The 20,906-nt window shown below is 64.6% G+C and carries 19 protein-coding genes; 4 read left to right on the top strand and 15 right to left on the bottom strand.

The window, feature by feature from the left end:
- Nucleotides 1-29: 29 nt before the first annotated feature.
- From JG747_RS07575 to JG747_RS07520, 12 genes are all read right to left on the bottom strand, one after another.
- Nucleotides 30-872 (bottom strand): carbohydrate ABC transporter permease, encoded by an 843-nt coding sequence (locus JG747_RS07575; protein ID WP_019861495.1) that lies wholly within the window; start codon nt 870-872, stop codon nt 30-32.
- Nucleotides 869-1,753 (bottom strand): carbohydrate ABC transporter permease, encoded by an 885-nt coding sequence (locus JG747_RS07570; protein WP_202361492.1) that lies wholly within the window; start codon nt 1,751-1,753, stop codon nt 869-871. Before JG747_RS07570 ends, JG747_RS07575 begins: the two co-directional genes overlap by 4 nt.
- Nucleotides 1,754-1,811: 58 nt before the next feature.
- A complete protein-coding gene (locus tag JG747_RS07565; protein WP_020629056.1) occupies nt 1,812-3,086 on the bottom strand; it encodes an extracellular solute-binding protein in 1,275 nt (424 codons plus the stop codon).
- A 114-nt stretch (nt 3,087-3,200) separates the two neighbouring features.
- The gene (gene arfA, locus JG747_RS07560; RefSeq protein WP_244748345.1) at nt 3,201-4,706 is read right to left on the bottom strand and encodes an arabinosylfuranosidase ArfA; all 1,506 of its coding nucleotides are present in this window, start codon (nt 4,704-4,706) and stop codon (nt 3,201-3,203) included.
- 104 nt (nt 4,707-4,810) lie between these two features.
- The gene (locus JG747_RS07555; protein WP_038653432.1) at nt 4,811-5,737 is read right to left on the bottom strand and encodes an ArsR/SmtB family transcription factor; all 927 of its coding nucleotides are present in this window, start codon (nt 5,735-5,737) and stop codon (nt 4,811-4,813) included.
- A gap of 148 nt (nt 5,738-5,885) precedes the next feature.
- Nucleotides 5,886-6,239, bottom strand: a complete 354-nt coding sequence (locus JG747_RS07550; protein WP_202361491.1) for a cupin domain-containing protein — start codon at nt 6,237-6,239, stop codon at nt 5,886-5,888.
- A 128-nt stretch (nt 6,240-6,367) separates the two neighbouring features.
- Nucleotides 6,368-7,261 (bottom strand): sugar phosphate isomerase/epimerase family protein, encoded by an 894-nt coding sequence (locus tag JG747_RS07545; protein WP_019861503.1) that lies wholly within the window; start codon nt 7,259-7,261, stop codon nt 6,368-6,370.
- 69 nt (nt 7,262-7,330) lie between these two features.
- Nucleotides 7,331-8,269: an ABC transporter substrate-binding protein gene (locus JG747_RS07540; protein WP_027047452.1), complete on the bottom strand. Its 939-nt coding sequence runs from the start codon at nt 8,267-8,269 to the stop codon at nt 7,331-7,333.
- Between the two features lie 80 nt (nt 8,270-8,349).
- Nucleotides 8,350-9,342, bottom strand: coding sequence for an ABC transporter permease subunit (locus JG747_RS07535; protein WP_202361490.1), 993 nt, complete (start codon nt 9,340-9,342; stop codon nt 8,350-8,352).
- Nucleotides 9,339-10,883: a sugar ABC transporter ATP-binding protein gene (locus JG747_RS07530; RefSeq protein WP_202361489.1), complete on the bottom strand. Its 1,545-nt coding sequence runs from the start codon at nt 10,881-10,883 to the stop codon at nt 9,339-9,341. The genes JG747_RS07535 and JG747_RS07530 overlap by 4 nt, the downstream gene beginning before the upstream one ends.
- Entirely contained in the window at nt 10,880-12,259 is a 1,380-nt protein-coding gene (locus JG747_RS07525; protein WP_202361488.1) for a carbohydrate kinase, read from the bottom strand. The genes JG747_RS07530 and JG747_RS07525 overlap by 4 nt, the downstream gene beginning before the upstream one ends.
- Complete coding sequence (locus tag JG747_RS07520) at nt 12,256-13,038, bottom strand: DeoR/GlpR family DNA-binding transcription regulator (RefSeq protein ID WP_027047453.1); 783 nt, start codon at nt 13,036-13,038, stop codon at nt 12,256-12,258. Before JG747_RS07520 ends, JG747_RS07525 begins: the two co-directional genes overlap by 4 nt.
- Before the next feature lie 182 nt (nt 13,039-13,220).
- Between JG747_RS07520 and JG747_RS07515 the strand changes: the two genes are divergently transcribed.
- From JG747_RS07515 to JG747_RS07505, 3 genes are read left to right on the top strand one after another with little or no spacing between them, the layout of a single operon-like run.
- On the top strand, nt 13,221-14,264 hold the full coding sequence (locus tag JG747_RS07515; RefSeq protein WP_202361487.1) for a class II aldolase/adducin family protein: 1,044 nt from the start codon (nt 13,221-13,223) through the stop codon (nt 14,262-14,264).
- A 15-nt stretch (nt 14,265-14,279) separates the two neighbouring features.
- On the top strand, nt 14,280-15,554 hold the full coding sequence (locus JG747_RS07510; protein ID WP_019861510.1) for an FGGY-family carbohydrate kinase: 1,275 nt from the start codon (nt 14,280-14,282) through the stop codon (nt 15,552-15,554).
- Nucleotides 15,551-16,402 carry a TIGR01459 family HAD-type hydrolase gene (locus tag JG747_RS07505; protein WP_019861511.1) on the top strand — a complete coding sequence of 284 codons (852 nt, stop codon included), beginning with the start codon at nt 15,551-15,553 and terminating at the stop codon, nt 16,400-16,402. The genes JG747_RS07510 and JG747_RS07505 overlap by 4 nt, the downstream gene beginning before the upstream one ends.
- Here JG747_RS07505 and JG747_RS07500 read toward each other — a convergent pair.
- The gene (locus JG747_RS07500; RefSeq protein WP_027047454.1) at nt 16,389-17,399 is read right to left on the bottom strand and encodes a sugar-binding transcriptional regulator; all 1,011 of its coding nucleotides are present in this window, start codon (nt 17,397-17,399) and stop codon (nt 16,389-16,391) included. The genes JG747_RS07505 and JG747_RS07500 overlap by 14 nt on opposite strands.
- A 156-nt stretch (nt 17,400-17,555) precedes the next feature.
- Between JG747_RS07500 and JG747_RS07495 the strand changes: the two genes are divergently transcribed.
- Nucleotides 17,556-18,350 carry a hypothetical protein gene (locus JG747_RS07495; protein WP_019861513.1) on the top strand — a complete coding sequence of 265 codons (795 nt, stop codon included), beginning with the start codon at nt 17,556-17,558 and terminating at the stop codon, nt 18,348-18,350.
- Between the two features lie 23 nt (nt 18,351-18,373).
- Here JG747_RS07495 and ptsP read toward each other — a convergent pair whose 3' ends face one another.
- Both ptsP and JG747_RS07485 read right to left on the bottom strand, forming a co-directional pair.
- Nucleotides 18,374-20,356 (bottom strand): phosphoenolpyruvate--protein phosphotransferase, encoded by a 1,983-nt coding sequence (gene ptsP, locus JG747_RS07490; RefSeq protein ID WP_202361486.1) that lies wholly within the window; start codon nt 20,354-20,356, stop codon nt 18,374-18,376.
- A gap of 152 nt (nt 20,357-20,508) precedes the next feature.
- On the bottom strand, nt 20,509-20,889 hold the full coding sequence (locus JG747_RS07485) for a PTS glucitol/sorbitol transporter subunit IIA (RefSeq protein ID WP_038650009.1): 381 nt from the start codon (nt 20,887-20,889) through the stop codon (nt 20,509-20,511).
- Nucleotides 20,890-20,906: the final 17 nt, after the last annotated feature.

Below are 20,906 nucleotides of genomic sequence, written 5' to 3'. Positions count from 1 at the left end.
TCCGGCATTGCGGTGCACTTGCTGGCGCTTTAGCCCTTGATACCTGCCGAGAGCGTTATCGCTTCGGTTACCCGGCGCTGGAAGCAGAGGTAGGCCAGTGCCACCGGCAGGCCGGCCAGTACGGCTGCCGACAGCTGGCGCGCGTAGTAGACACCGAAGGCGTCGTTGACCTGCGTGATGCCGACGGTGATCGTCATCATCTCGGTGCGGGTCACCGAGAGGAACGGCCACAAGAACGCGTTCCACGTCCAGATGAAGCAGACGATCGACAGCGCCGTCGTTACCCCCCAGTTCATCGGCATGTAGATCTTGAAGAGGATCCCGAATTCAGACGCATTGTCCATGACCGCGGCCTCGCGGAAATCCTTCGGGACCTGATCGAAGAACTGCTTGTACACGATGATGATGACGGGGTGGATAAGCTGCGGCAACATGATCCCGGCCCAGCTGTTGAGCAGGCCAAGGTTGGCGACCAGCACGAAATGATTGATGATCAATGCCGAAGTCGGAACCATGAAGGAGGCGAGGATCAGCCACCACAGCGCGATGCGCCCCGGGAACCGCAACTGCGAGATCGCGTAGCCGCACAGCATCGAGATGAAGATGGTGATGACCGTTACGCCGACCGCGACCGCCACCGAATTAACGTACCAGGCGCCGATCTGTGTGGTGGTCACGGCGCTAATGTAGTTCTCCAGCGTCGGCGTCTCGGGCCAGAGTTCGATGTAAGGCCGGACGACCTCGTCGTCCGGTTTGAGCGATGAGATCACCCCCCAATAGAGCGGGAATGCCCATAGGATGGCCCAGACGAGCGTCAGCGCCGTGATGATCCCGCCCCAGAAATTCCAGCGTTGCGCAGCCATGGCGTTCATCGGCGCCGCCTTTCGGCGAACCGGAGCAGTTGGAATTGCAGGACCGAGACGACCACCACAAGCACGAAGAGGGTAACGGCGACAGCCGCCGCCCTGCCTCCCTGGTTCTGCTGGAAGGCCTTTTGGAAGATGTAATAGACGAGGACCATATTGTCGTTCGGCCGGCCGCCGAACGAGAACAGATAGACCTGGTCGAAGATCTTGAGCTGCAGGATGAGCTGGATGGTCAACACCAGCGAGGTAACCGGCCATAGCAGTGGCCAGGTGATACGCCGGAACGTGATCCATCGCGTCGAGTTGTCGAGTGCGGCGGCTTCGTAGATCTCCACTGGTATGGACCTCAGTCCGGCGAGGAAGAGGAGGATCGAGAAGCCCGCGGTCCACCAGATCGTCACCCCGGCCACCGCCGGCAAGAACCAGACGCGCGACTTGAAGACCGGTACGCGCGGGATTCCCAGCCAGTCCAGCACATGCATCGCGATCCCGAACTGGAAATTCAGCGTCCAGTCCCAGATCAGATAGACGACCGACACCGGCAAAATGTAGGGCAGGAAAAACAGCGCCAGCACGATCGACTGGAACCGGCCCTTGAGGCGCGACACGCCAAGCGCGATCAAAAGGGCGATGAGCGTCCCGGGGACGACCGTCATCAGCACGAAGTAAGCGGTGTTCCAGACCGCGCGCCGGAACATCGGGTCGTTGTCGAGCCGCAGATAGTTGTCGAGGCCAACCCACCGACCCGCGCCGATCAGCGGCGCATCGGTGAAGGAGATGCGGAACATCTGGACCGTCGGATAGACGAACGCCAGCAGGTAGATCGCCAGGAAGGGAGCGACCAGCACCAGCGCGACAAGACGTTCAGTGCGGGAGTTGCGAAGCATGGCTCTTCCTCGAACACGGCTGGGGCGGCCCTGGGCGGGCGGTCCCAGCCTTTGAGCCCTACATGCTGTTCAGCTCTTCCTTGATAGATTTCACCGCCTCGCCTGGGTCCATCTCGCCGTTGAGGGTCGGCACGAAATAATTGGACATGATGTCGAAGATCGGCCCGGCGACACCGGCCTTGGTCGACTTCGGATCGAAGATCATGTTGGCCGTCAGCGTCGAGTAGGTCGCATTGGGCTGCATTGCCTTGTATTCGGCCGACTCGGTGACTGGCTTGTATGCCGGGATGTGGCCTGCCGTGGCCCAGAACAGCGAGTGCTTGTCGATCCATGAGATCACCTCGAGAACGGCGGCACGCTTTTCCGGGCTGAGCTCCTTGCCCTTGTTCTTCGGGATTGCGAACGAATGGCTGTCCGCATAGGTGCACGGTTTGTCGAAGATCACCGGGATCTCGACGGCGCCCCAGTCGAACAGCTTGCCTTGCTTGGCGAGGTCGGTCATCGTGGGAACTTCCCAGACGCCGTTGATCATCATTGCGGCCTTGCCCGAGGTGAACAGGGCGACGGTTGCTGGATAGTCCGTATAGGTCGACTGCAGCCCGGCCTTCGTCCACCCTTGCAGAACCGCCAACGCGTTCGCCAGCTTCTTGCCGTTGTCGCCTGCGAGGAATTCGTTGCCCGTCAGAAGCTCGCCGCCTTGCTGGCACACCAGCGAATAGATGGTGCGGTACATGAAGTTGCCGTCGGCGGTGACGCTGCCCAGCGGGAACTCGACGCCGGCATCCTTCAACTTCTGCAGTGTCGCGGTGAATTCCTCCTTGTTTTTCATGCCCACGGGACGGCCGTCGTCGCCGAGCACGCCTGCCTTCTTCAGGAGGACGCGATTGTAGTACAGGACGATCGGATGGGTATCGAGCGGCACTGCGTATTGCTTGCCGTCGACCGTCACGGCGCCCATCGTCGTCTGGGCGAAGTCCGAGGCCGAGAGGCCCATCTTGCTCATGTCGTCGGCGGTGATTTCTTCGAGAATGTCCTGGCTCACCGCCAGGGGGATACGGCTGGCATGATAGGTCATGACGTCTGGCGCCTCACCGACCGCGGCGGAGGTCTGCACCTTCGAGTAGAAGGGCGTGCCCCACTCCAGCGTCGTGGCGTCGATCTTGATCTTGCCGGTGTGGGCGGCGTTGAAGTCGGCGATCATCTGCTTCATGCGCACACCGTCGCCGCCGCCGAGGAAATCCCACCACATGACGGTTTCTTCGGCCTGGGCCGCGACGGCCCAGATTCCTCCGGCCGCAACCACCGCTATGGCCATCATCCTGCGAAAGTTCATCTCAGCTTCCTCCCGAGTACGGCGGTTAGATCCGCCTTGAACGTTTCAATGCTACACCAAACCGATCCGCCCGCAACGGATTTTACGATATGTATCCGATATCAGGATATTAACTCAAAGCGTCACACGCACCATCGAGTAGGAGTGCGGCGGCAAGTTCAGCGCCATTCCCTTGCTGTTGAGCGTTGCCCCGTTGCCTTTGACCGGTGCTACGTTGTCCGGCGCGTCCTTGGTGTTGCAGGCCGCAAGATCGTCATGACGGATGATCGTGTGCTCGATGGACTTGGCGGCGAACCGCTCGAGGGCGATTTCGGCCTCTATCGTCTCGGACCCATGCCGATTGATTGCGAAGAAGGTCAGCGTGCCGGCGTTCGAATTGTGCACGCCTGCGATGTCGAGCCACGGCACCTTGTCGGCTACGGCCGCGTCATAGGTAGGCACCTCGACCGCGAGTTGCAGCGCGGTGCCGCGGCCGTACCTGGAGGCCAGCATAAAAGGCCAGTAGATCGTTTGCCGCCAGGCGCTGCCGCCGGGGTCGGTCATGATCGGCGCGATTACGTTCACCAGCTGCGCAATGCAGGCGATGCGAACAACATCCGACCGGCGGATGAAGGTGTTGAGGATGCAGCCGACCTGCAGCACGTCCTCGAAATTGTAGATGTCTTCCAAAAGCCTGGGCGCTTCCGGCCAGTCCCAGCCGCGCATGCGCTCGGCGTCCTGCTTGCGCTGATGGTACCAGACGTTCCACTCGTCGAAGGAGATCTTCACGTCCCGCTTCGAGCGGGTCTTGGCCTTCACGTAGTCGATGATGCCCGCGACGGTGCCGATGTAGCGGTCGAGCTTGGCCGGAAGAGCGAGATATTCGGCCGTATTCTTCTCGTAATTCTCGAAATACATGTGAAGGGAGATGTAGTCGACCTGCTCGTACGTCGCTTCCAGCACGGTCGCTTCCCACTGCGGATAAGTCGGCATATTGGAATGCGACGAGCCGCAGACGACCAGTTCCACCGTCGGGTCGAGGCCGCGCAACGCCTTGGCGGTCTCGTTGGCGAGATGCCCGTATTCGCTCGCCGACTTGTGGCCGACCTGCCAGGGGCCGTCCATTTCATTGCCGAGACACCAGAGGCGGCAGTTCCAGGGTTGCGCGCGTCCGTTCTTGGCCCTGAGATCTGACCAGTAGCTGCCGCCCGGGTGATTGACGTATTCGACGAAGGCCCGCGCCTCGTCGAGGCCGCGGGAGCCGAGATTGACGGCAAGCATCATCTCGGTGCCGGCTTTTTCGGCCCAGTCGGCGAATTCGTGGATCCCAACCAGGTTCGGCTCCGTGGTGCGCCATGCAAGATCGAGCCGCCGCGGGCGGTTCTCCTTTGGGCCTATGCCATCTTCCCAATTGTAGGCGGACACGAAGTTGCCACCGGGGTAGCGGCAGATCGGCGTGTCGAGCGCACGCACCAGCTCGATCACGTCCTTGCGCATTCCCTGTGCGTCCGCTTGCGGATGTCCGGGCTCGTAGATGCCCGTGTAGACCGCCCGACCAAGATGCTCGAGAAACGAGCCATAGAGACGCTTGTCGATATCCGCGACGGTATAGGCCGCGTTCGCCGTGACTCTGGCCTTCATGATCCCTCCCACTGCGGATTATCAATCCGACTTTCCGATCTATATCCGGATCGTGGGTCAGTTAAGGGCGGAGTTGGTTCGGCCGTCAAGGGCCAAATATGCTCTCAAGCCTTCAGCAGGCGCAGAACGATGTCGTTGCTGTAATTGCCGAAGCCGCTGCCGAAGATGTTTATGCCGCCGGGGTGACGCGCATCTTCCTTCACGCCGATACGTATCCGGATCGAGCGGTGCCGCTCGAGCTCCAGATCAGCCAGCGAGCATTTGGAAACCTTGTCGTTGTTGCGATAGGTGCCGTTGTTGGTGACGCGCCAGTGTGCGAGGTCGCCATACTGCGATCCGGCCAGCTTCCACCAGCCGGGCGTATGCTTGCCGCGCTTGTCGCCATAGTCGGCCGGCGCCGTCCAGGTATCGATCTCGTGTCCGTTGATCGCGACCGTGATGTCCGATGGCCAGTCCTTCGATGTGCCCGGCACCTCGGACGAAAGCTCCATCGCCAGCTCCAGCCCGCCGACTTTGGCATTGGCAAGCGTCGCATTGTTGGGAAACTGGTATTCGACGAAGCCGCGCGTGAACCACAGCAGCCCGGCCCGCATACGGTCAGGATCGAGGAAGGTATCGGGCACATCGAGAAGTCCGATGACGCCGTCCTTTGAACAGAGACCGCAGGGAGCGGAAACTTCGCATCTTGTGTAGAGACCAAGCGGCATCGCCACTTCTATGACGCCGAGATCCTGCGCCGGGGTGCGGTCCTTGAAGACGACAACCAGCTCCGAGAAGGTCGAATAACAGACCTTCTGGCTTCCCTTGCGCGCCTTCTGTGATTTCGTCTCGATCAGACCGACATCGACAAGAACCTGGATGTTTGCCGAAATTGTCGATTGCGGAAGACCCAGTTCTTCGGCCACCTGATTGACGTTTTTCGGCCCCTTGCGGTGCAGCAGGTCGAGAATCCGGACCCGAACCTCGCTCGCGAGGCTCTTCAACAGGTCGAGCCGCTCAAGCGGATCGACGACCATGATTTCATTCGACATATGGCCCCGCACTGGTCGCACGGGGTTATGTATCAGCAGATCAGATACAAATAAAGACGGTGGCGTTGCGAATTGAACCGCGTGGTCCGCGCCACTTGCAGGTCGGCGCATTGCCGACCTGCCTGCTCCTGCTGTCGAGACGGCTGGTTCAGGCCACCCGGACGACGAAATGCTTGGTAACCGGCTCGACGATCTTCCAGGTTCCCTTGAAATCGGCTTCCACCACGAAAGCGTCGCCCGGGCCGACTTCGACAGGTGTGCCGCCGTCGGGCGTGATGATGATGCGGCCGGCGATCATGTGCACGAATTCATAGTCGGTGTAGGTCGCATGATAGGTGCCGGGCGACGCCCGCCACGTGCCCGACATCACCTTGCCGTCTTCCGTCGTGTGCTGGACGGCGGTTTGCATGGTCGGGTGGCCCTCGACCACGACCCAGCCAGGCAGGTCGCCGGCTTCCGCGCGTTCGATCGCGCCGAATTTGAGGATCGTCTTATTGGTCATGCCGGGTTTCCTTCTGCTTCATGTATCGCAGCGGTCGGATAGCCGATGCATGGGACGGCGGCAATGCATGCGCGACGACAACGAGCGGCGTTTACGCGCCTGGGCGTCTTGGGAAATCCGCGACCGCCCTACGGCTTGTGACGGGCAGAGACCAGTTCCGCCTTGCGCCGCGCCGTCTCGAGCCCAAGGCCAATGAAGGCGCGCGCGTGCTTGGCGAGCGCCATATTGTCGGCCCACAGATTGCGCCAGATGGCGGTCTTCTTCGACAGGTTCTCGTCGACGATCTCCGAGGAGAAGGATTCGAAGCTGAGATCGTCGGCATAGCCGATAGCCGTCAGCGCATCGAAAATCGCCGCGAAGTCGATATTGCCGGTGCCGAGGAAACCCCGATGGCTCTCGCCGATATGGACATAGCCGATCTTGCCCGCGGCGTGGCGGATGGCCAGCCCGACATCGGCTTCCTCGATGTTCATGTGGAACGTGTCGAGATGCAGGAAGATGTTGTCCGAGCCGGTATCCTCGATGAAGGCGAGACCTTGCGCGGCGGTGTTGAGCAGATTGCTTTCGAAGCGGTTGACGATTTCGAGATTGAGCGTGACGCCGGCCGCCTTCGCCGTCTCGGCGACTTTCGCCAGCGCAGCAGTGCTGCGGTTCCATTGATCGCGCGTCGGCGCTTCGATCTGCAGGCCATGGCCGGCCGACAGGATGCCGGCGACCTTGCGGCCGCCAAGATCGCGCGTCAGCGCGATGGTCTGGTTGAGGATCTCGACGCCTCGCGCGGCGACCGCCTTGTCGGCGCTCGATATGTCGCCGTCACCAGGCAATCCGATGCTGATCGCCACGCCGAGGCCGAGATCGGCGATGCGTTTGGCAAGCCCGCCAATGTCGACATCGGCCGGGTTGAGATAGGAGAATTCGATCAGGTCGAAGCCGGCCTCCCTGGTGTTGGCCAGCGTGCGTTCAAGCTCGCTCTGTGCCGAGCTTGCCGACCAGACGAAAGAATGGATTCCGATGCGCGCCATGGTCGTCTCCGGTTTGCGGCGATGAAGAGAGGCGCGGCCGGACAAATCCGGCCGCGCCTGTTGGAGTGATCAGCGGGCCGCGGTCCAGCCCTTGTAGTCCTTCAGGTTTTCGGCGGTGATCAGCTTGGGATCGAGCAGCACGGTGGCCTCGGCCGGCTTCTTGCCGGCAAGCAGTTCGGCCGCCATCGTCAGCGACTGGCCGGCCATCACATAGGGATCCTGCGAGGCCGAGGCCTTGATCATCGAGGTGCCGGAAGAGAGCTCCTTTTCGATATCGGGCGCGCCGTCGACCGCGGTGAAGATGAACTCGGAGCGGTTGAGCTGCTTGGCGGCAAGCTGGGCGCCGATCGCCGTTGGGTCGTTGATGGCGAACACCGCGTCGATCTTGTCGAAGCGGGTGAGCAGCGACTGGAACACCTTCAGGCCGCCGTCGCGCGAACCTTCGGCGTTCTGGTCGTCGGACAGGATCTTGATATCGGCATGCTGCGAAAGCACGTTCTTGCAGCCCTTGACCCGCTCCAGGATCGACGAGGATGCCGGGCCGTTGAGGATGACGTAGTCGCCCTTGCCGCCGGTATGATCGACCAGATACTGGCAGGCCTCCTCGCCGGCCTTGACGTTGTTGGTCATCACGGTGACGTCGGCGCCCGGCGCCGAGACGTCGAAGGCGGCGACGATGATGCCGGCGGCCTGTGCCTTCTTCACCGCCGGCGCGATCGCCTTGGCGTCGACCGCGTTGAGCATGATCACGTCGACGCCCGCGGCGATGAAGGAATCGACCTGCGAGACCTGCTTGTTGAGGTCATAGTCGGCCGATACCGACGTCACCTCGACCTTCGGATTGATCTTCTTGGCCGCGTCCTCGATGCCCTTGATGGTGGCGACGAAGAAGGGGTTGCCGAGCAGGCCGACCGAGATGCCGACCTTGTTGAGGTCCTTGGCCGATGCCGGCGCGATGGCGACGGCCGCGAACGCGGCGCCGCAGAGCAGTTTGGCGATGGTCTTCATTACGCTTACTTCCTCCTGATGCCCCGCGCCTCTCACGGTGCGTTACACAAGCCGGTCTTTGATGCCGGCGACTAGGTCACTCACGTTCTCGCCCCTGCCTGGAGCCGGTAGCGGTCGAGGGCGACCGCCACGATGATGACCAATCCCTTGATGATGTACTGCCAGATGTCCGAGACACCGGCCAAGATGAGCCCGTTGGAGAGCACCGCGATGATCAGGCCGCCGATCAGCGTGCCCCAGATCGAGCCGACGCCGCCGACGAAGCTGGTGCCGCCGAGGATGACGGCGGCGATGGCGTCGAGCTCGTAGGACTGGCCGAGTTGCAGGCCGTTGGCGGCATAAAGCCTTGCCGCCGACATGGCGCCGCCGAGGCCGGCGAGCAGGCCGGACACGCCATAGACGAACAGCAGCACCAGCGGCACCTTGATGCCGGTCAGCCGCGCTGCCTCGGCATTGCCGCCGACGGCATAGATCCAGGTGCCGAGCACGGTGCGCTTGAGCACCAGCCAGGACAGCACCACGACCGACAGCGCGATGACGACCAGCCAGGGGATGCCGAACAGCGAGCCATTGCCGATGAAGTCGAACGGCAGGTCCGAATTGAACACCGTCGTGTCCTGCCCGAGCAGGCGGGCGATGCCGCGCACGGCCGTCAGCGAACCCAGCGTGACGATGAAGGGCGGTAGCCTGATATAGGCGACGAGCAGCCCGTTCACGAGCCCAAAGCCGAGGCCGACGAGGATGGCCGCCGGCACGCCGAGCAGGCCCCAGTCCGGCACCAAGGACACCAGCACCGCCACCATTGCCGACGCGGCAAGGATGGAGCCGACCGACAGGTCGATGCCGCCGGTCAGGATGACGAAGGTCATGCCGGCCGCGAGCACGATGTTGATCGACGATTGCTGCGTGACGATGAGCAGATTGGTCTCGGTGAGGAAACGCGGATTGATGAACTGGAAGCCCGCCGCCAGCAGCACCAGCCCCGGCAGCATGCCGAGCGCCGCGAAGGCCGTGCGCAGCCGCCGGCTCCTGACCGCCGCCTGATCCACGCTCGTCGTCGTTCTGTCGGTCATTCCTGGGCCGCTCCCGTCGCAAGTTCCATGATTGCCTCCTGACGCAGCGGCTCGCCTCCGGATGTCGTCACCTCGCCTGCTATGGCGCCGTCGCGCATCACCAGCACGCGGTCGGCGACGCCGATCACCTCGGGCAATTCGCTGGAGATCATCAGGATGGCGATGCCCCGGTTGGCGAGGTTGTCGATCAGCCGGTAGATTTCCGACTTGGCGCCGACATCGACGCCGCGCGTCGGCTCGTCGAGGATGACGACTTTCGGCTCGGTCTCCAGCAGCCGGGCGAGCAGCACCTTCTGCTGGTTGCCGCCCGACAGCGAGCCGGCATTGGCCTGCGCCGAGCGGGTGCGGATCGACAGGTCCGCAATGGCTTTCGCCGCGCGCCTTTCGGCGGCGCTGAAGTCGCGCAATCCGCCGGTCAGCGCGTCCCTGGCCAGCACGCCCATGCTGATGTTGTCGGAAATCGACATGTCGAGGAACAGGCCGAGTTCCTTGCGGTCCTCGGTGAGGTAGGCGATGCCGGCGTCGAGCGCTTCGCGCGGCGAGCCAATGGAGATCGGTTTGCCGTCGAGTTCCAGCGTGCCGGCGCTGCGCTTGTCGGCGCCGAAGATCAGCCGGGCGAGTTCGGTGCGGCCGGAGCCGACAAGACCTGCCAGAGCCAGAACCTCGCCTTTGTGCAGGTCGAACGAGCAGTTCTTCAACAGGCGCCCGTCGGACATGCCGCGCACCGAGAGTGCGATGGCGCGCTTCGCGTCCGGAGGGCGATGATCCTTCTTGTAGAAGGCGGAGAGATCGCGGCCGACCATCATCGAGACCAGCCGCGAAGCGTTGAGGTCGGCGCGCTCCAGCGTGCCGACATAGCCGCTGTCGCGCAGCACGCTGACGCGGTCGGCGAGCTGGTAGACCTCTTCCATGCGATGGCTGATGTAGATGATGGCGATGCCTTGCGCCTTCAGCGTCGCGATCACTTCGAAGAGGCTGTCGGTCTCGCGCGACGTCAGCGACGTGGTCGGCTCGTCCATGACGATGATGCGCGCATTGGTCGACAGGGCACGGGCGATCTCGACCAGCTGGCGCTCGCCGAGCGACAGGCTGGAGACCAGCGCACGCGCGGAGAAGGAGACGCCAAGCCGGGCGATGATTTCGTTCGCCCGCCGGCTGCATTGATCGCGGTCGACAATGCCGAAGCGCCGCGGCTCGTTGCCGAGGAAGATGTTCTGCGCCACCGTCAGATTGGGCGCCAGCGACAGTTCCTGATAGATCACCGCGATACCGGCGGCGCGCGCCTTGATCGGATCGCCGGTCGCGGCGGGCACACCGTCGATCAGGATCTCGCCGCCGGCATCCGGCCGATAGGCGCCCGACAGCACCTTCATCAGCGTCGACTTGCCGGCGCCGTTCTCGCCCATCAGCGCATGCAGCTCGCCGGCATGGACGGTGAGCGAAACATCCTGCAAGGCGCGGATCGCACCGAATGTCTTGGAGATGTGAAGCATCTCCAGCACAGGATGGCTGCTTGCCTGTTTCTGCGCCGTCGCGCTCATCGTGCACCACCCGCGGCCTTGATGGCGGCGGCCTGCCCGCCGACGTGATCGCGCCAGGCGTCGCGATAGCCGGTTAAGCCTCTGAAGCGCGTCGCATGCACCGGCTCCGGCGCCTCGGCGGCGAAGTCGCGCCCGACGCTCTCGAAGGCAAGCGCCGCCGCGCCCGTGGCGCTGCCCTCCAGCGTGGCGCCCTGCAGGAAGGCCTGGCCGGGACGCAGCTCAGCCAACAGCCCGGCAAGCAGTCCACCAGCGTTCAGCCCGCCATCGACGATGACGGTGTTTTGCGAATGGATGAGGTCGAGGCAGAGATCGACCATCAGCGCCACATAGAGCAGAGCCGCCGCGGCGCGTTCTGCGGCATCGGGCGTGCGCCCGACCAGCCGGCCGGGACGGTCCGGCATCGGCCCGCCCGGGGCGAAGCTCGGCAGCGCCATGATGCCGGCGTCGATCGCTTGCTGGACCGCACCATGCTGGATCGCGCCTTGCCAGCCGCCGCTGATGGCGGCGAATTCACGTCCGCCCATGAAGCGGATGGTCGGCACCGGGCCGCCGTCGACATCGACATTGACCAGCATGTCGCGGTCACGGTCGAGCACGTCCAGCGGGCAGTCGGGATTGAGCACGACGACCCAGGTGCCGGTCGACACCACGGTCAGCGGGCCAAGCTCCTGGCGGCGATAGGCATGGAGCGCCGCATTCGAGTCGTGGACGCCATTGTGGATGGCGATCGGCTGTGCCGCTCCGCCAAGGCGCCGTTCGCCGATGACCGCGCCGGCGCGCGCGAAGCCCGGCATCTGGCCGCGCCACCCCTCGGCATCGACCAACGATGAAAAGTCCTGGCTGCGCGGCGCCCACAAATGCGAATGACAGCCGAGGTAGGATACTTCCGAGACCGCTCGGCCACCGAGGCGCCAGCTCCAGTATTGGGGGTAGCCGAGAATCGACTTCGCCGCAGCGAACGCGTCGGGATCGACCTCCTGCAGCCACAGCATGTGTCGGCCGTAGTTGAAGCCGAGCGGCAGGCGGGGCGAGAACGTCTCGGCAAAATCCGGGATGCGACGATCGATCCGGGCAGCGATTTCGGCCGGCGGCTCCTGCTCGTAGTCGAGGATCGGATGCGTCAGCGCCGCGTCGTCCACGAGAGCGAAGGTGCAGCCATGGCCCGACACCATCACCCCTTGCACGCCATGGTTTTCGACCGCGTCCGTGACAGCACCGAGCGCCCAGTCGTGGAGGGTGGCCTCGTCGAGCACGCTGAAGCCGTCCTGGCGCGTCCATTTCGGCTGGGTCCGGCGCTCGTCGAGGATGCGTCCGTCCTGGCCGAAGACGAACAGCTTCGAATTGGTCTTGCCGAAATCGAGCACCGCCACTTTCACGGCACGGCTCCCGAGGTGGACGCGATCCGCAACATGACGCCGGCATCCTCCAGCATGCGCGCATCGGCATCCGACAGGCCGTCATCGGTGATCAGCGTGCCGATGCGCGATAGCGGCAGCGCGACATTGCGCGCGTGGATCGACAGTTTGCGGCTGTCGGCCAGCACCACGATCTGGTCGGCGCAGAGGCTGAGATCGACAATGGAGCGCACCAGCAGCGGATGCGATTCCAGCACGCCTTCCTGGTTGAGGCCTTGCGCGCCGAGAAAGAATTTCGAGGCGTAGAAGGGCGTTGCCTGAGTCAGCGAATGGATGATGCCGGGTTCGCGATGCAGCTCGCCGCCGGCAACCGTCAGGCTGCAATGGCCATGGTCGCTGAGATAGGCCGCGAGCGGCATCGAATTGGTGTAGAGGCGAATGTTGCGCTCGGCGAGCTTGACGCCGAGATGGAAGCAGGTCGAGCCGCCATGGACGATGACCGCGTCGCCGTCGCGCACCATGGTCGCCGCGATGGCCGCGATCTGCCGCTTGGCCTCGACCGCGAGGTCACGGTTCTCGTCATAGGGCCGGGCATAGGCGACGCCCGCATGCGATGCGCCGTCGAGCGCCGAGATGCCGCCATAGACCTTGCGCGCCTCGCCGGCCTCGTCGATCCGGTCTATGTCGCGCCTGACCGTCGCCGCCGAAACGCCAAGCCGCTCCTGCAGCTCGCGCACCGAGGCGAACGGGCGGTCCCGCAGCAATTCGACGATCTGACGCTGGCGGCCGGAGTCGCTCAACTCTTTCCTCCCAAGTGCCATTTTCCATGGCAATTGGTGCAACTTACTCAACAATAGTCAGATTGCAAGCTGGTTTTGATGATAGTAGATCACTGTTGACGTAAGTCGCTCGCATCTGCGATATCAGCGCCAACACCGGCCCCAGCGGCGGGATCACGGGCAAGCGTTGAAGGAAAGGCGCCATGGCAACCCAAGCTGACTCGCAGGAACTGGCGGCCTTGCGGGCGCTTTCGGCCAGCATCGGGCTCAACCCGCATATGACCCAGGCGGCAGGCGGCAATACCTCGCTCAAGGCCGGCGACACGCTGTGGATCAAGGCCTCCGGCACCTGGCTGAAGGATGCGCTCAGCGACGACATCATGGTGCCGGTGGCAATGGCGCCGCTGCTTGAGGCGGTCGAAGAGCGCGATCCCGCCGCCGACAAGCCGCAGGCCTTCGCCATCGAGGAACTCAACACGCGCGGCCTGCGCCCGTCGATCGAAACCACGGTGCACGCCTTGATGCCGCAACGCGTGGTTTTGCATGTCCACTGCGTCGACACGATTTCGCTTGCCGTGCAGGCCGATGGCGAGGCCGAGGTCGCCAGGCGGCTCGGCGGCATCGAATGGGCCTATGTGCCCTATTGCCGGCCGGGCCTGCCGCTCGCCCGTGGCATTTCCGAGAAACTGCGGCCTGGTGTCGATGTCCTGATTCTTGGCAATCATGGGCTGGTCGTCGCCGCCGAAACCGTCGCCGAGGCGCAGAGGCTGCTCAATCGCGTCCGCGCGCTGTTGGCACGGCCGGCGCGCGCGACTGCAGCGCCCGACGTCAGGGCTCTGACAGCGCTTGCGGCAGACAGCGTCTACCGATTGCCGGCGGATCTGGAAGCTCATGCGGTCGCGCTCGATCCGCAAAGCCGCCGCATGGCGGAGGCCGGCAGCCTCTATCCGGATCATGTCATCTTCCTCGGCCAGGGCTCGATCGTAGCGAGGTCGGGCGAGGATGCGGCGGGGGTCGCCGCGCGCCTCGGCACGGCACCCATGGCGATCCTGTTCCCCGGCGCCGGCGTGCTGATGCGCCGCGACGCCAGCGCCGGCGCCGACGCCATGCAGCGCTGCCTCGCCGACGTGGCCGCGCGCGTCGATGTCGCGGCGCGGTTGAATTATCTCACCGCTGCCGAGAACGACGAACTGGTCAATTGGGACGCCGAGCAGTATCGCCAGAAGCTCAATGCCACAGGCGGCTAGCAAAGGACTGAAGACATGATGCCCCTTGTCATCGGCATCGACATCGGCACGTCGGGCGCGCGCGCCGTCGCCATGCGCCCGGATTTTTCCATTGCCGGCCAGTCCGCCGTTCGACTCGACAGATTCGGCCAAAATCCCCGCGACCCCTCGGCATGGTGGCAAGCGGTCCAGGCGGCTCTGACGGAACTGCTTTCGGGCATCGACCGCGCTGCTGTCCGCACTATCGCTGTCGACGGCACGTCGGGCACGCTGCTGCCGGTCGACGCCGTCGGGCGGCCGCTGACTGAGCCGCTGATGTACAACGACAAGGTCGACGACGCCGACATCCTGGCAGCCGTCGCCCGCGAGGCGCCGGACGCGAGCGCCGCGCACGGCGCGACTTCCGGCCTCGCCAAGGCGTTACTGTTCCAGCATCTGCCCGGCATCGCGGCCGTGCTGCACCAGGCCGACTGGATCGCCGCAAACTTCTCCGGCCGCTTCGACGTCAGCGACGAGAACAATGCACTGAAGACAGGCTATGACGTCGAGGCGCGCCGCTGGCCGGACTGGATCGCAGCCACCGGCATGCGCGTGGACTTGCTGCCTCATGTCGTCGAGCCGGGTGCCGTCACCGGCACGCTCACCGCGGCCGCCGCGGAACTGTTTGGACTGCCGCGCGATGTGGTCGTGCTCGCCGGCACCACGGATGGCTGTGCCTCGTTCCTGGCGACGGGCGCCACGACGGCTGGCGACGGCGTCACGGCGCTGGGATCTTCGCTCACCATCAAGATCCTCTCCGACCGGCCGATCTCGGCGCCGCGCTTCGGCATCTACAGCCATCGCCTCGGCGACACCTGGCTGGCCGGCGGCGCGTCGAATTCCGGCGGCAAGGTGCTGGCGCAGTATTTTCCGCTGGCGCGGATCATCGAACTCAGCGCGGCAATCGACCCCACGACGCAAACCGGGCTCGACTATTATCCGCTCGGCGCATCGGGCGAGCGCTTTCCGATCGCCGATCCCACCTTGCCGCCGCGTCTTTCGCCGCGACCAGCTGATGATGCTGACTATCTCAAAGCGATGTTCGAAGGCATGGCCGCGATCGAGGCGCTCGGCTACCGCAGGCTGGCCGAGCTCGGCGCGCCGGCGCTGACCTCTGTCAGGAGCGTCGGCGGCGGCGCCGCAAATCCGGCCTGGACTGATATCCGGCGGCGCAAGCTCGGCGTCGATTTCCTGCCGACACTTTCCGATGAGGCGGCCGCCGGCACGGCGCGGCTGGCGCTGAAGGGCGCAAACAAGGCAGGACTGGCATGAGTGCGAAGAAGATCGAACGCCTCGACGGTATCGGGCCGCTGGCCGAGCGCTACCAGGTGTTCCTGCTCGACCAGTTCGGCGTGCTGCATGACGGCCAGGCTCCTTATCCAGGCGCGGTAAAGGCATTGTTGGCGCTGAAGCGCGCCGGCAAGACGGTGGTGCTGATCTCCAATTCCGGCAAGCGCGCCAAGCCCAATGAGGACCGCCTGCTGAAACTCGGCTTCGCCGCCGGCAGTTGGGATCATTTTGTCTCCTCCGGCGAGGTGGCGTGGCGATCCTTCAACGACATGGCGGCGTCGGGAAAGCTGCGTCCGGGGACAAAATGCCTGCTGATCAGCCGCGACAACGACCGCACGGCGATCGAGGGCCTGCCCTTTGTGCTGACCGAGGCCGGTGAGGACGCCGAACTGGTGCTGATCTCCGCCAGCGAAGGCGACCGCCACGACCTCGACCATTACCGCCAACTGCTCGCCCCGGCGGCAGCGCGAAAGGTGCCGTGCTTCTGCACCAACCCGGACAGGATCATGCTGACGGCGGCAGGGCCGCGCTTCGGCGCCGGCGAGATCGCCGATCTCTACGAAAGCCTGGGCGGCAGCGTCACCCGCATCGGCAAACCCTATCGCGCGATCTTCGCTGCGGCCCTGGCGCTGGCCGGTGAGCCTGAGCGCGGCAGCGTCGTCTGCGTCGGCGACAGCGTCGAGCACGACATTGCTGGCGGCAAAGGTGTCGGCGTCGCCACGGCTCTGGTGCTCGGCGGCATATTGGCGGACACACCGGATCTCGCCGCCGTCTTCGACGAGCAGCAGGCCTGGCCCGATTACATCACGGCATCCTTCAGCTTGGGCTGACCGCCTCGAGCATGCGCTTGGCGCTTTCCTCGTCGGTGATCAGGATCGTCGGCGCGATCAGGTTCATCGCACCGAGCAGCGCCTCGGTCTTCTCCTCGCCGCCGGAGGTGAGGATGCGGATTGGCGCCGCGCGCAGACGGTCGACTTCCACCGACATCACGTGGCTGTTGACGGGATGGTCGACCAGGTCGCCATTGCGGTCGAAGAAATGGAACAGAAGGTCGCCGACGGCGCCACGCTCGAGCAGGGCCTCGCGGTCCGCTTCCCTGAGAAAGCCGCCGCGGGAGAAGGTGGTGGCCGAGGCGATGCCGCCGACGCTCAGCAGAACCGCATCGAGCACGTTGGCCATTTCAAAGACCTCCTGCAGGCCGCAGCGCTCGACCAGCGCGATCTTGGTCTCGACACTATCGACGACGGCCGGCGTCGGGATCAGATAGCCGTCGCCCTGGAATATCTGGGCGAAGCGCCAGGCGAACTCGGCCGGGTTGTAGCGCCGCACGACGCCGACACCACCCAGCAGCGAAATGACCTTGAAATCGGTGAGCGACTTGGCGCTGATGAAGGGCAGGCTGGAGAACAGCGTCCGGCCCCAGCCGACGCCGACGCGCATACCGGATTTCATCGTGTCGGACAGGAAAGCCCCGGTCTTGGCGCTGATTGCCGGGATCGGATCGGCATTCGGCGCGGTGAGCGGGGCGACCAGCGCCTGCTGCAGGCCGAAGGTCCGCTCCAGCGCGCGCTCCAGCCGCACGATCTCCGACAATTCGCTCTCGATGGTGATCTTCACCTCGTTGCGCGAACGCGCCTCGGCCAGCATGCGCACGATGGTGACGCGGCCGACGCCAAGCACGTCGGCGATCTCGTTCTGCGTCATCTGCTCGACGAAATACATCCAGGCGGCGCGAATCCTGAGGCGGTCCGTCCGGCTTTCACTGGCCACCTGCTCGGTCGCCTCTGCTCCTGCCCGCCCTTCTTCCGTCTGTCGTCGCCTGGCCAATCATCCCTCCCCCGCGGCGACGGAAGAGCGCGCCGTCGCCGATTCTGCATGCTGGTCTAGTATCGCCTATTGATCTACCAATCGATAGGAACAATGTAGAGTCGGTGGCTGGCCCCTCGCCGGCCGCCCTGCAAGACACTTTCGAGGCAGACCGCGATGCTCCGACAAATCTCCGAAGACGTCCGCGTCAATTTGAAGGACCGGTTGCGGGAGGTCCGCGACATCATCCGGCAAAGCCGCCATGACGGCACCGGCGACGCCAGCTTGTTGCGCGAAGCGACCAGCCATCTGCCGCCGTTTCCGGGCAAGGGCATCGAAGGCCTGCTCAGCCATGCCGCCAGCGCCGTCGACGAGGCGCTGTCGATCGCTGAATCCTTTGTCCCGCACGAGCGCCCGATCAAGGTGGACGGCACGACCGTGAAAGGCCTCGGCACCTATTTTCCGGCCGGAAACGAAGAGCGGCAGTTGAGCGCCGAGCGCCTGTTCCGGCGCGACATGTACTATTTGACGAAGGCGGTGCTCGCCGGGCTGAAGATCGACAATGCCCGCATCCACGAAGCCGATTTCGCCGCCGCGCATGCCACGATCCGCAAGCGCCATGGTGATCTGCTGGCCGCGTTGACCGCGCCGGGCGCGGGACTGCAGGCAATCGCGGCCACTTGCGCGGCGTTGCTGGTCGAGTTGCTCAGCCAGCGTCCGGTGCGCTTTGGCGAAGCCGCGCCGGAAACGGCCGGGGAGCGCGCGCTCGACATAAGCTGCCTGGCGCCGGTGGTTCTGGCCTGCGGCCTGGCGACAACTGGCCGCGACGGCGCGCCTGAGCCCGACATGCTGGAGATCGCGATCCTGGCTGCCGATATCCGTCACGACCGCATCGCGCAGGCCTGCGCCAAGGCAAGCCCGGTCGAGGAACTGACACCAGTCTTTGCCACCTTGCTTGCGCATTTGCCGTAAGCTCCAGCAGCGCTTCCGGAAATCTAGTCCCCGGCCGTCATGGCCGTGATCGTTTTCTTGGCGCGCTGGATCGAGGCCGGGCTCATCGAAAGCTCGGTCAGACCCATCTCGATGAAGGCCGGGATCAGATCCGGGCGTCCGGCGGCCTCGCCGCACATGCCCACCATGATGCCGGCGGCGACGCCGGCTTTGGCCGTCAGCTCGATCGCCGACATGACCGCCGGATTGGTGACGTCGTTGAGCTTGGCGACGGTCGGGTTGAGCCGGTCGGCGGCCATGATGTATTGGGTGAGGTCATTGGTGCCGATCGAGAAGAAGGCCACTTCCTTGGCCAGCGCCGGGGCGATCAGCACGGCGGCCGGGGTCTCGATCATCACGCCGAGATCGAATGTCGCATGCGGCACGCCTTCGGCTTTGAGTTCGGCGGCGCATTCATCGACCAGTGCGCGGGTGCGCGTCACTTCGGAAATATCGGACACCATCGGCAGCATCACCTTGATGTTGCCGTGCACGGCCGCCCGCAGCAGCGCCCTGAGCTGGCGTTTGAAGATATCGGGCCGGTCGAGGCACATTCGAATGCCGCGCCAGCCGAGAAAGGGGTTCTCCTCATCGGGGAACTCGATGCCGGCGATAGGCTTGTCGCCGCCGATGTCGAGCGTGCGCACGATGACCGGATAGGGCGCGAAGGCCTTGGCCAGTGCCGCATAGGTCTCGGCCTGCATGTCCTCCGAGGGGAGGTGCATATGACGCATGAACAGGAGTTCGGTGCGGAACAGGCCGACGCCCATGGCGCCCGCTTCCTGCGCCGCCTCGATCTCCTCCAGCGAGCCGATATTGGCCGCGACCTCGATCACCTTGCCGTCGGCACGTTTCGGCGTCACCATCTTGAAGACGGTCAGGCCGGCGCGCTCCTTCGCCGCCGCTTCGACACGGCCGGCATAGTCGGCCCGCGTCGCCTCGTCCGGATCGATGATCACATGGCCGGTGTTGCCGTCGAGCGCCACGTCGCGCGCGATGCGCAAGGCATTGACCTGGTCGCCGAGGCCCAGCACCGCCGGAATGCCGTGCGAGCGCGCGATGATGGCGATGTGCGAGGTGGCGCCGCCATGGCCGCAAATCACCCCGCCAATGCGCTTCAGCGGCGCCCGAGCCAGATCCCAGGCGCCGATGTCGTCGGCGATCAGAATGGCGCCTTCGGGAATGCTTTCGAGGCTGACGTCGTCCTGGCCGAGCAGCACCAGACAGATCTGCCGCCCGACGGCGTGGACATCGTCGGCCCGCGCATTGAGGTAGTGATCGTCGACCGCGCTGAAATCGGCGGCGATCGTGGAGGCTGCGGTGATGACGGCCGAGACCGCGTCGTTGCCGCCCCTGATCGCCTTTTCGGCCTCGCCGGTCAGGCTGTCGTCGGCGGCGATATCCCTGAGTGCCGCGACGATGCCGCGGTCTGCGGCCGACAGGCTGTCCTGCGCCAAGGCCCGGTCCATGCGCGCCTGGACGGCGGCGACCGCGGCACGGAACCTGTCGATCTCGCCGGCAATCTCTTCGGCCTGCAGCATGCGGCCCTGTCCGGCGATCTCGGGCGGGAAATGTGCGAAGGCCGGCCCGATCGCGACGCCCTCGCTTGCCGCGACACCGCGCAAGCCGTTCGCTTCGCCTGCTGCAGCCGGCACGGATTGGGGTGCCGATGCGGATGCCGCCTGGCCGGCATCATTGGCCGGGCGCTGCGGCTCGGCTTCGTCGTCGAGACCCGCCTTGGGGTTTTCGAGATAGCCGATCAGCGCTTCGATCGCCTCGATGGCGTCGGCGCCGTTCGCCCGCACGGTGACTTCCTGGTTTTCCTTGACCGCCAGCAGCATCAGCTTGACGGAGCTCTTGGCGCTGACCGCCTTGCCGTCCTTGACCAACTCGACATCGGATTCGAAGCCCTTCGCGAGCTTGACGAACCGTGTGGCAGGACGGGCGTGCAAACCTTCATGCACTCTGACGATGGTCGAGCGTTCCATGGCAAATACTCTGCTTTTCCTAGAGCAATTCGTCCAGAAACGACGAATTGCTCTAACTCTTTGTTCTAACGCAATTCCGGGCGGAAGACCGTTTCACACTTTTCCTGGAATTGCTCTGGAGCCGAAACCAGATGCGTCGCGGCGCGAATGCTTCACGCGGCGATGGTGATGATCGCGTCCGTCTTCAGGGCGGCCACGAGCGCCTGGGCATCGACCTGCGATGCGCAGATCTCGCCGGGCCTTTCGGCCTCGGTGGCGCCATTGAACGAGATAACGACATGGCCCATCTCGAGCACCTTGCTCCATGCGCTGGAGCCGACGGCGGTTATGACGGCGGAAACCGGACCAAGGGTGATCGACGCGCCCTTTTGCGGCGCGCCGTCGCTGGGTCCAAGCTCCGTCTTGTGGAGCACCGAAACCTCGGCAAGCTCCGGCGGCGAGCCATCCGCAAACAGGATGAGCACGCCCCCTTCGGCAAGATCCGCCACTTCGGGCCCGATGGAAGTGACCCGTGTTCTCAGCAGAACCGACATGTGGCGAACCTCATTCT

Source organism: Mesorhizobium sp. 131-3-5, from assembly GCF_016756575.1.
Taxonomy (GTDB): Bacteria; Pseudomonadota; Alphaproteobacteria; order Rhizobiales; family Rhizobiaceae; genus Mesorhizobium; species Mesorhizobium jarvisii.
This window is presented reverse-complemented; position numbering and strand designations above follow the sequence as displayed.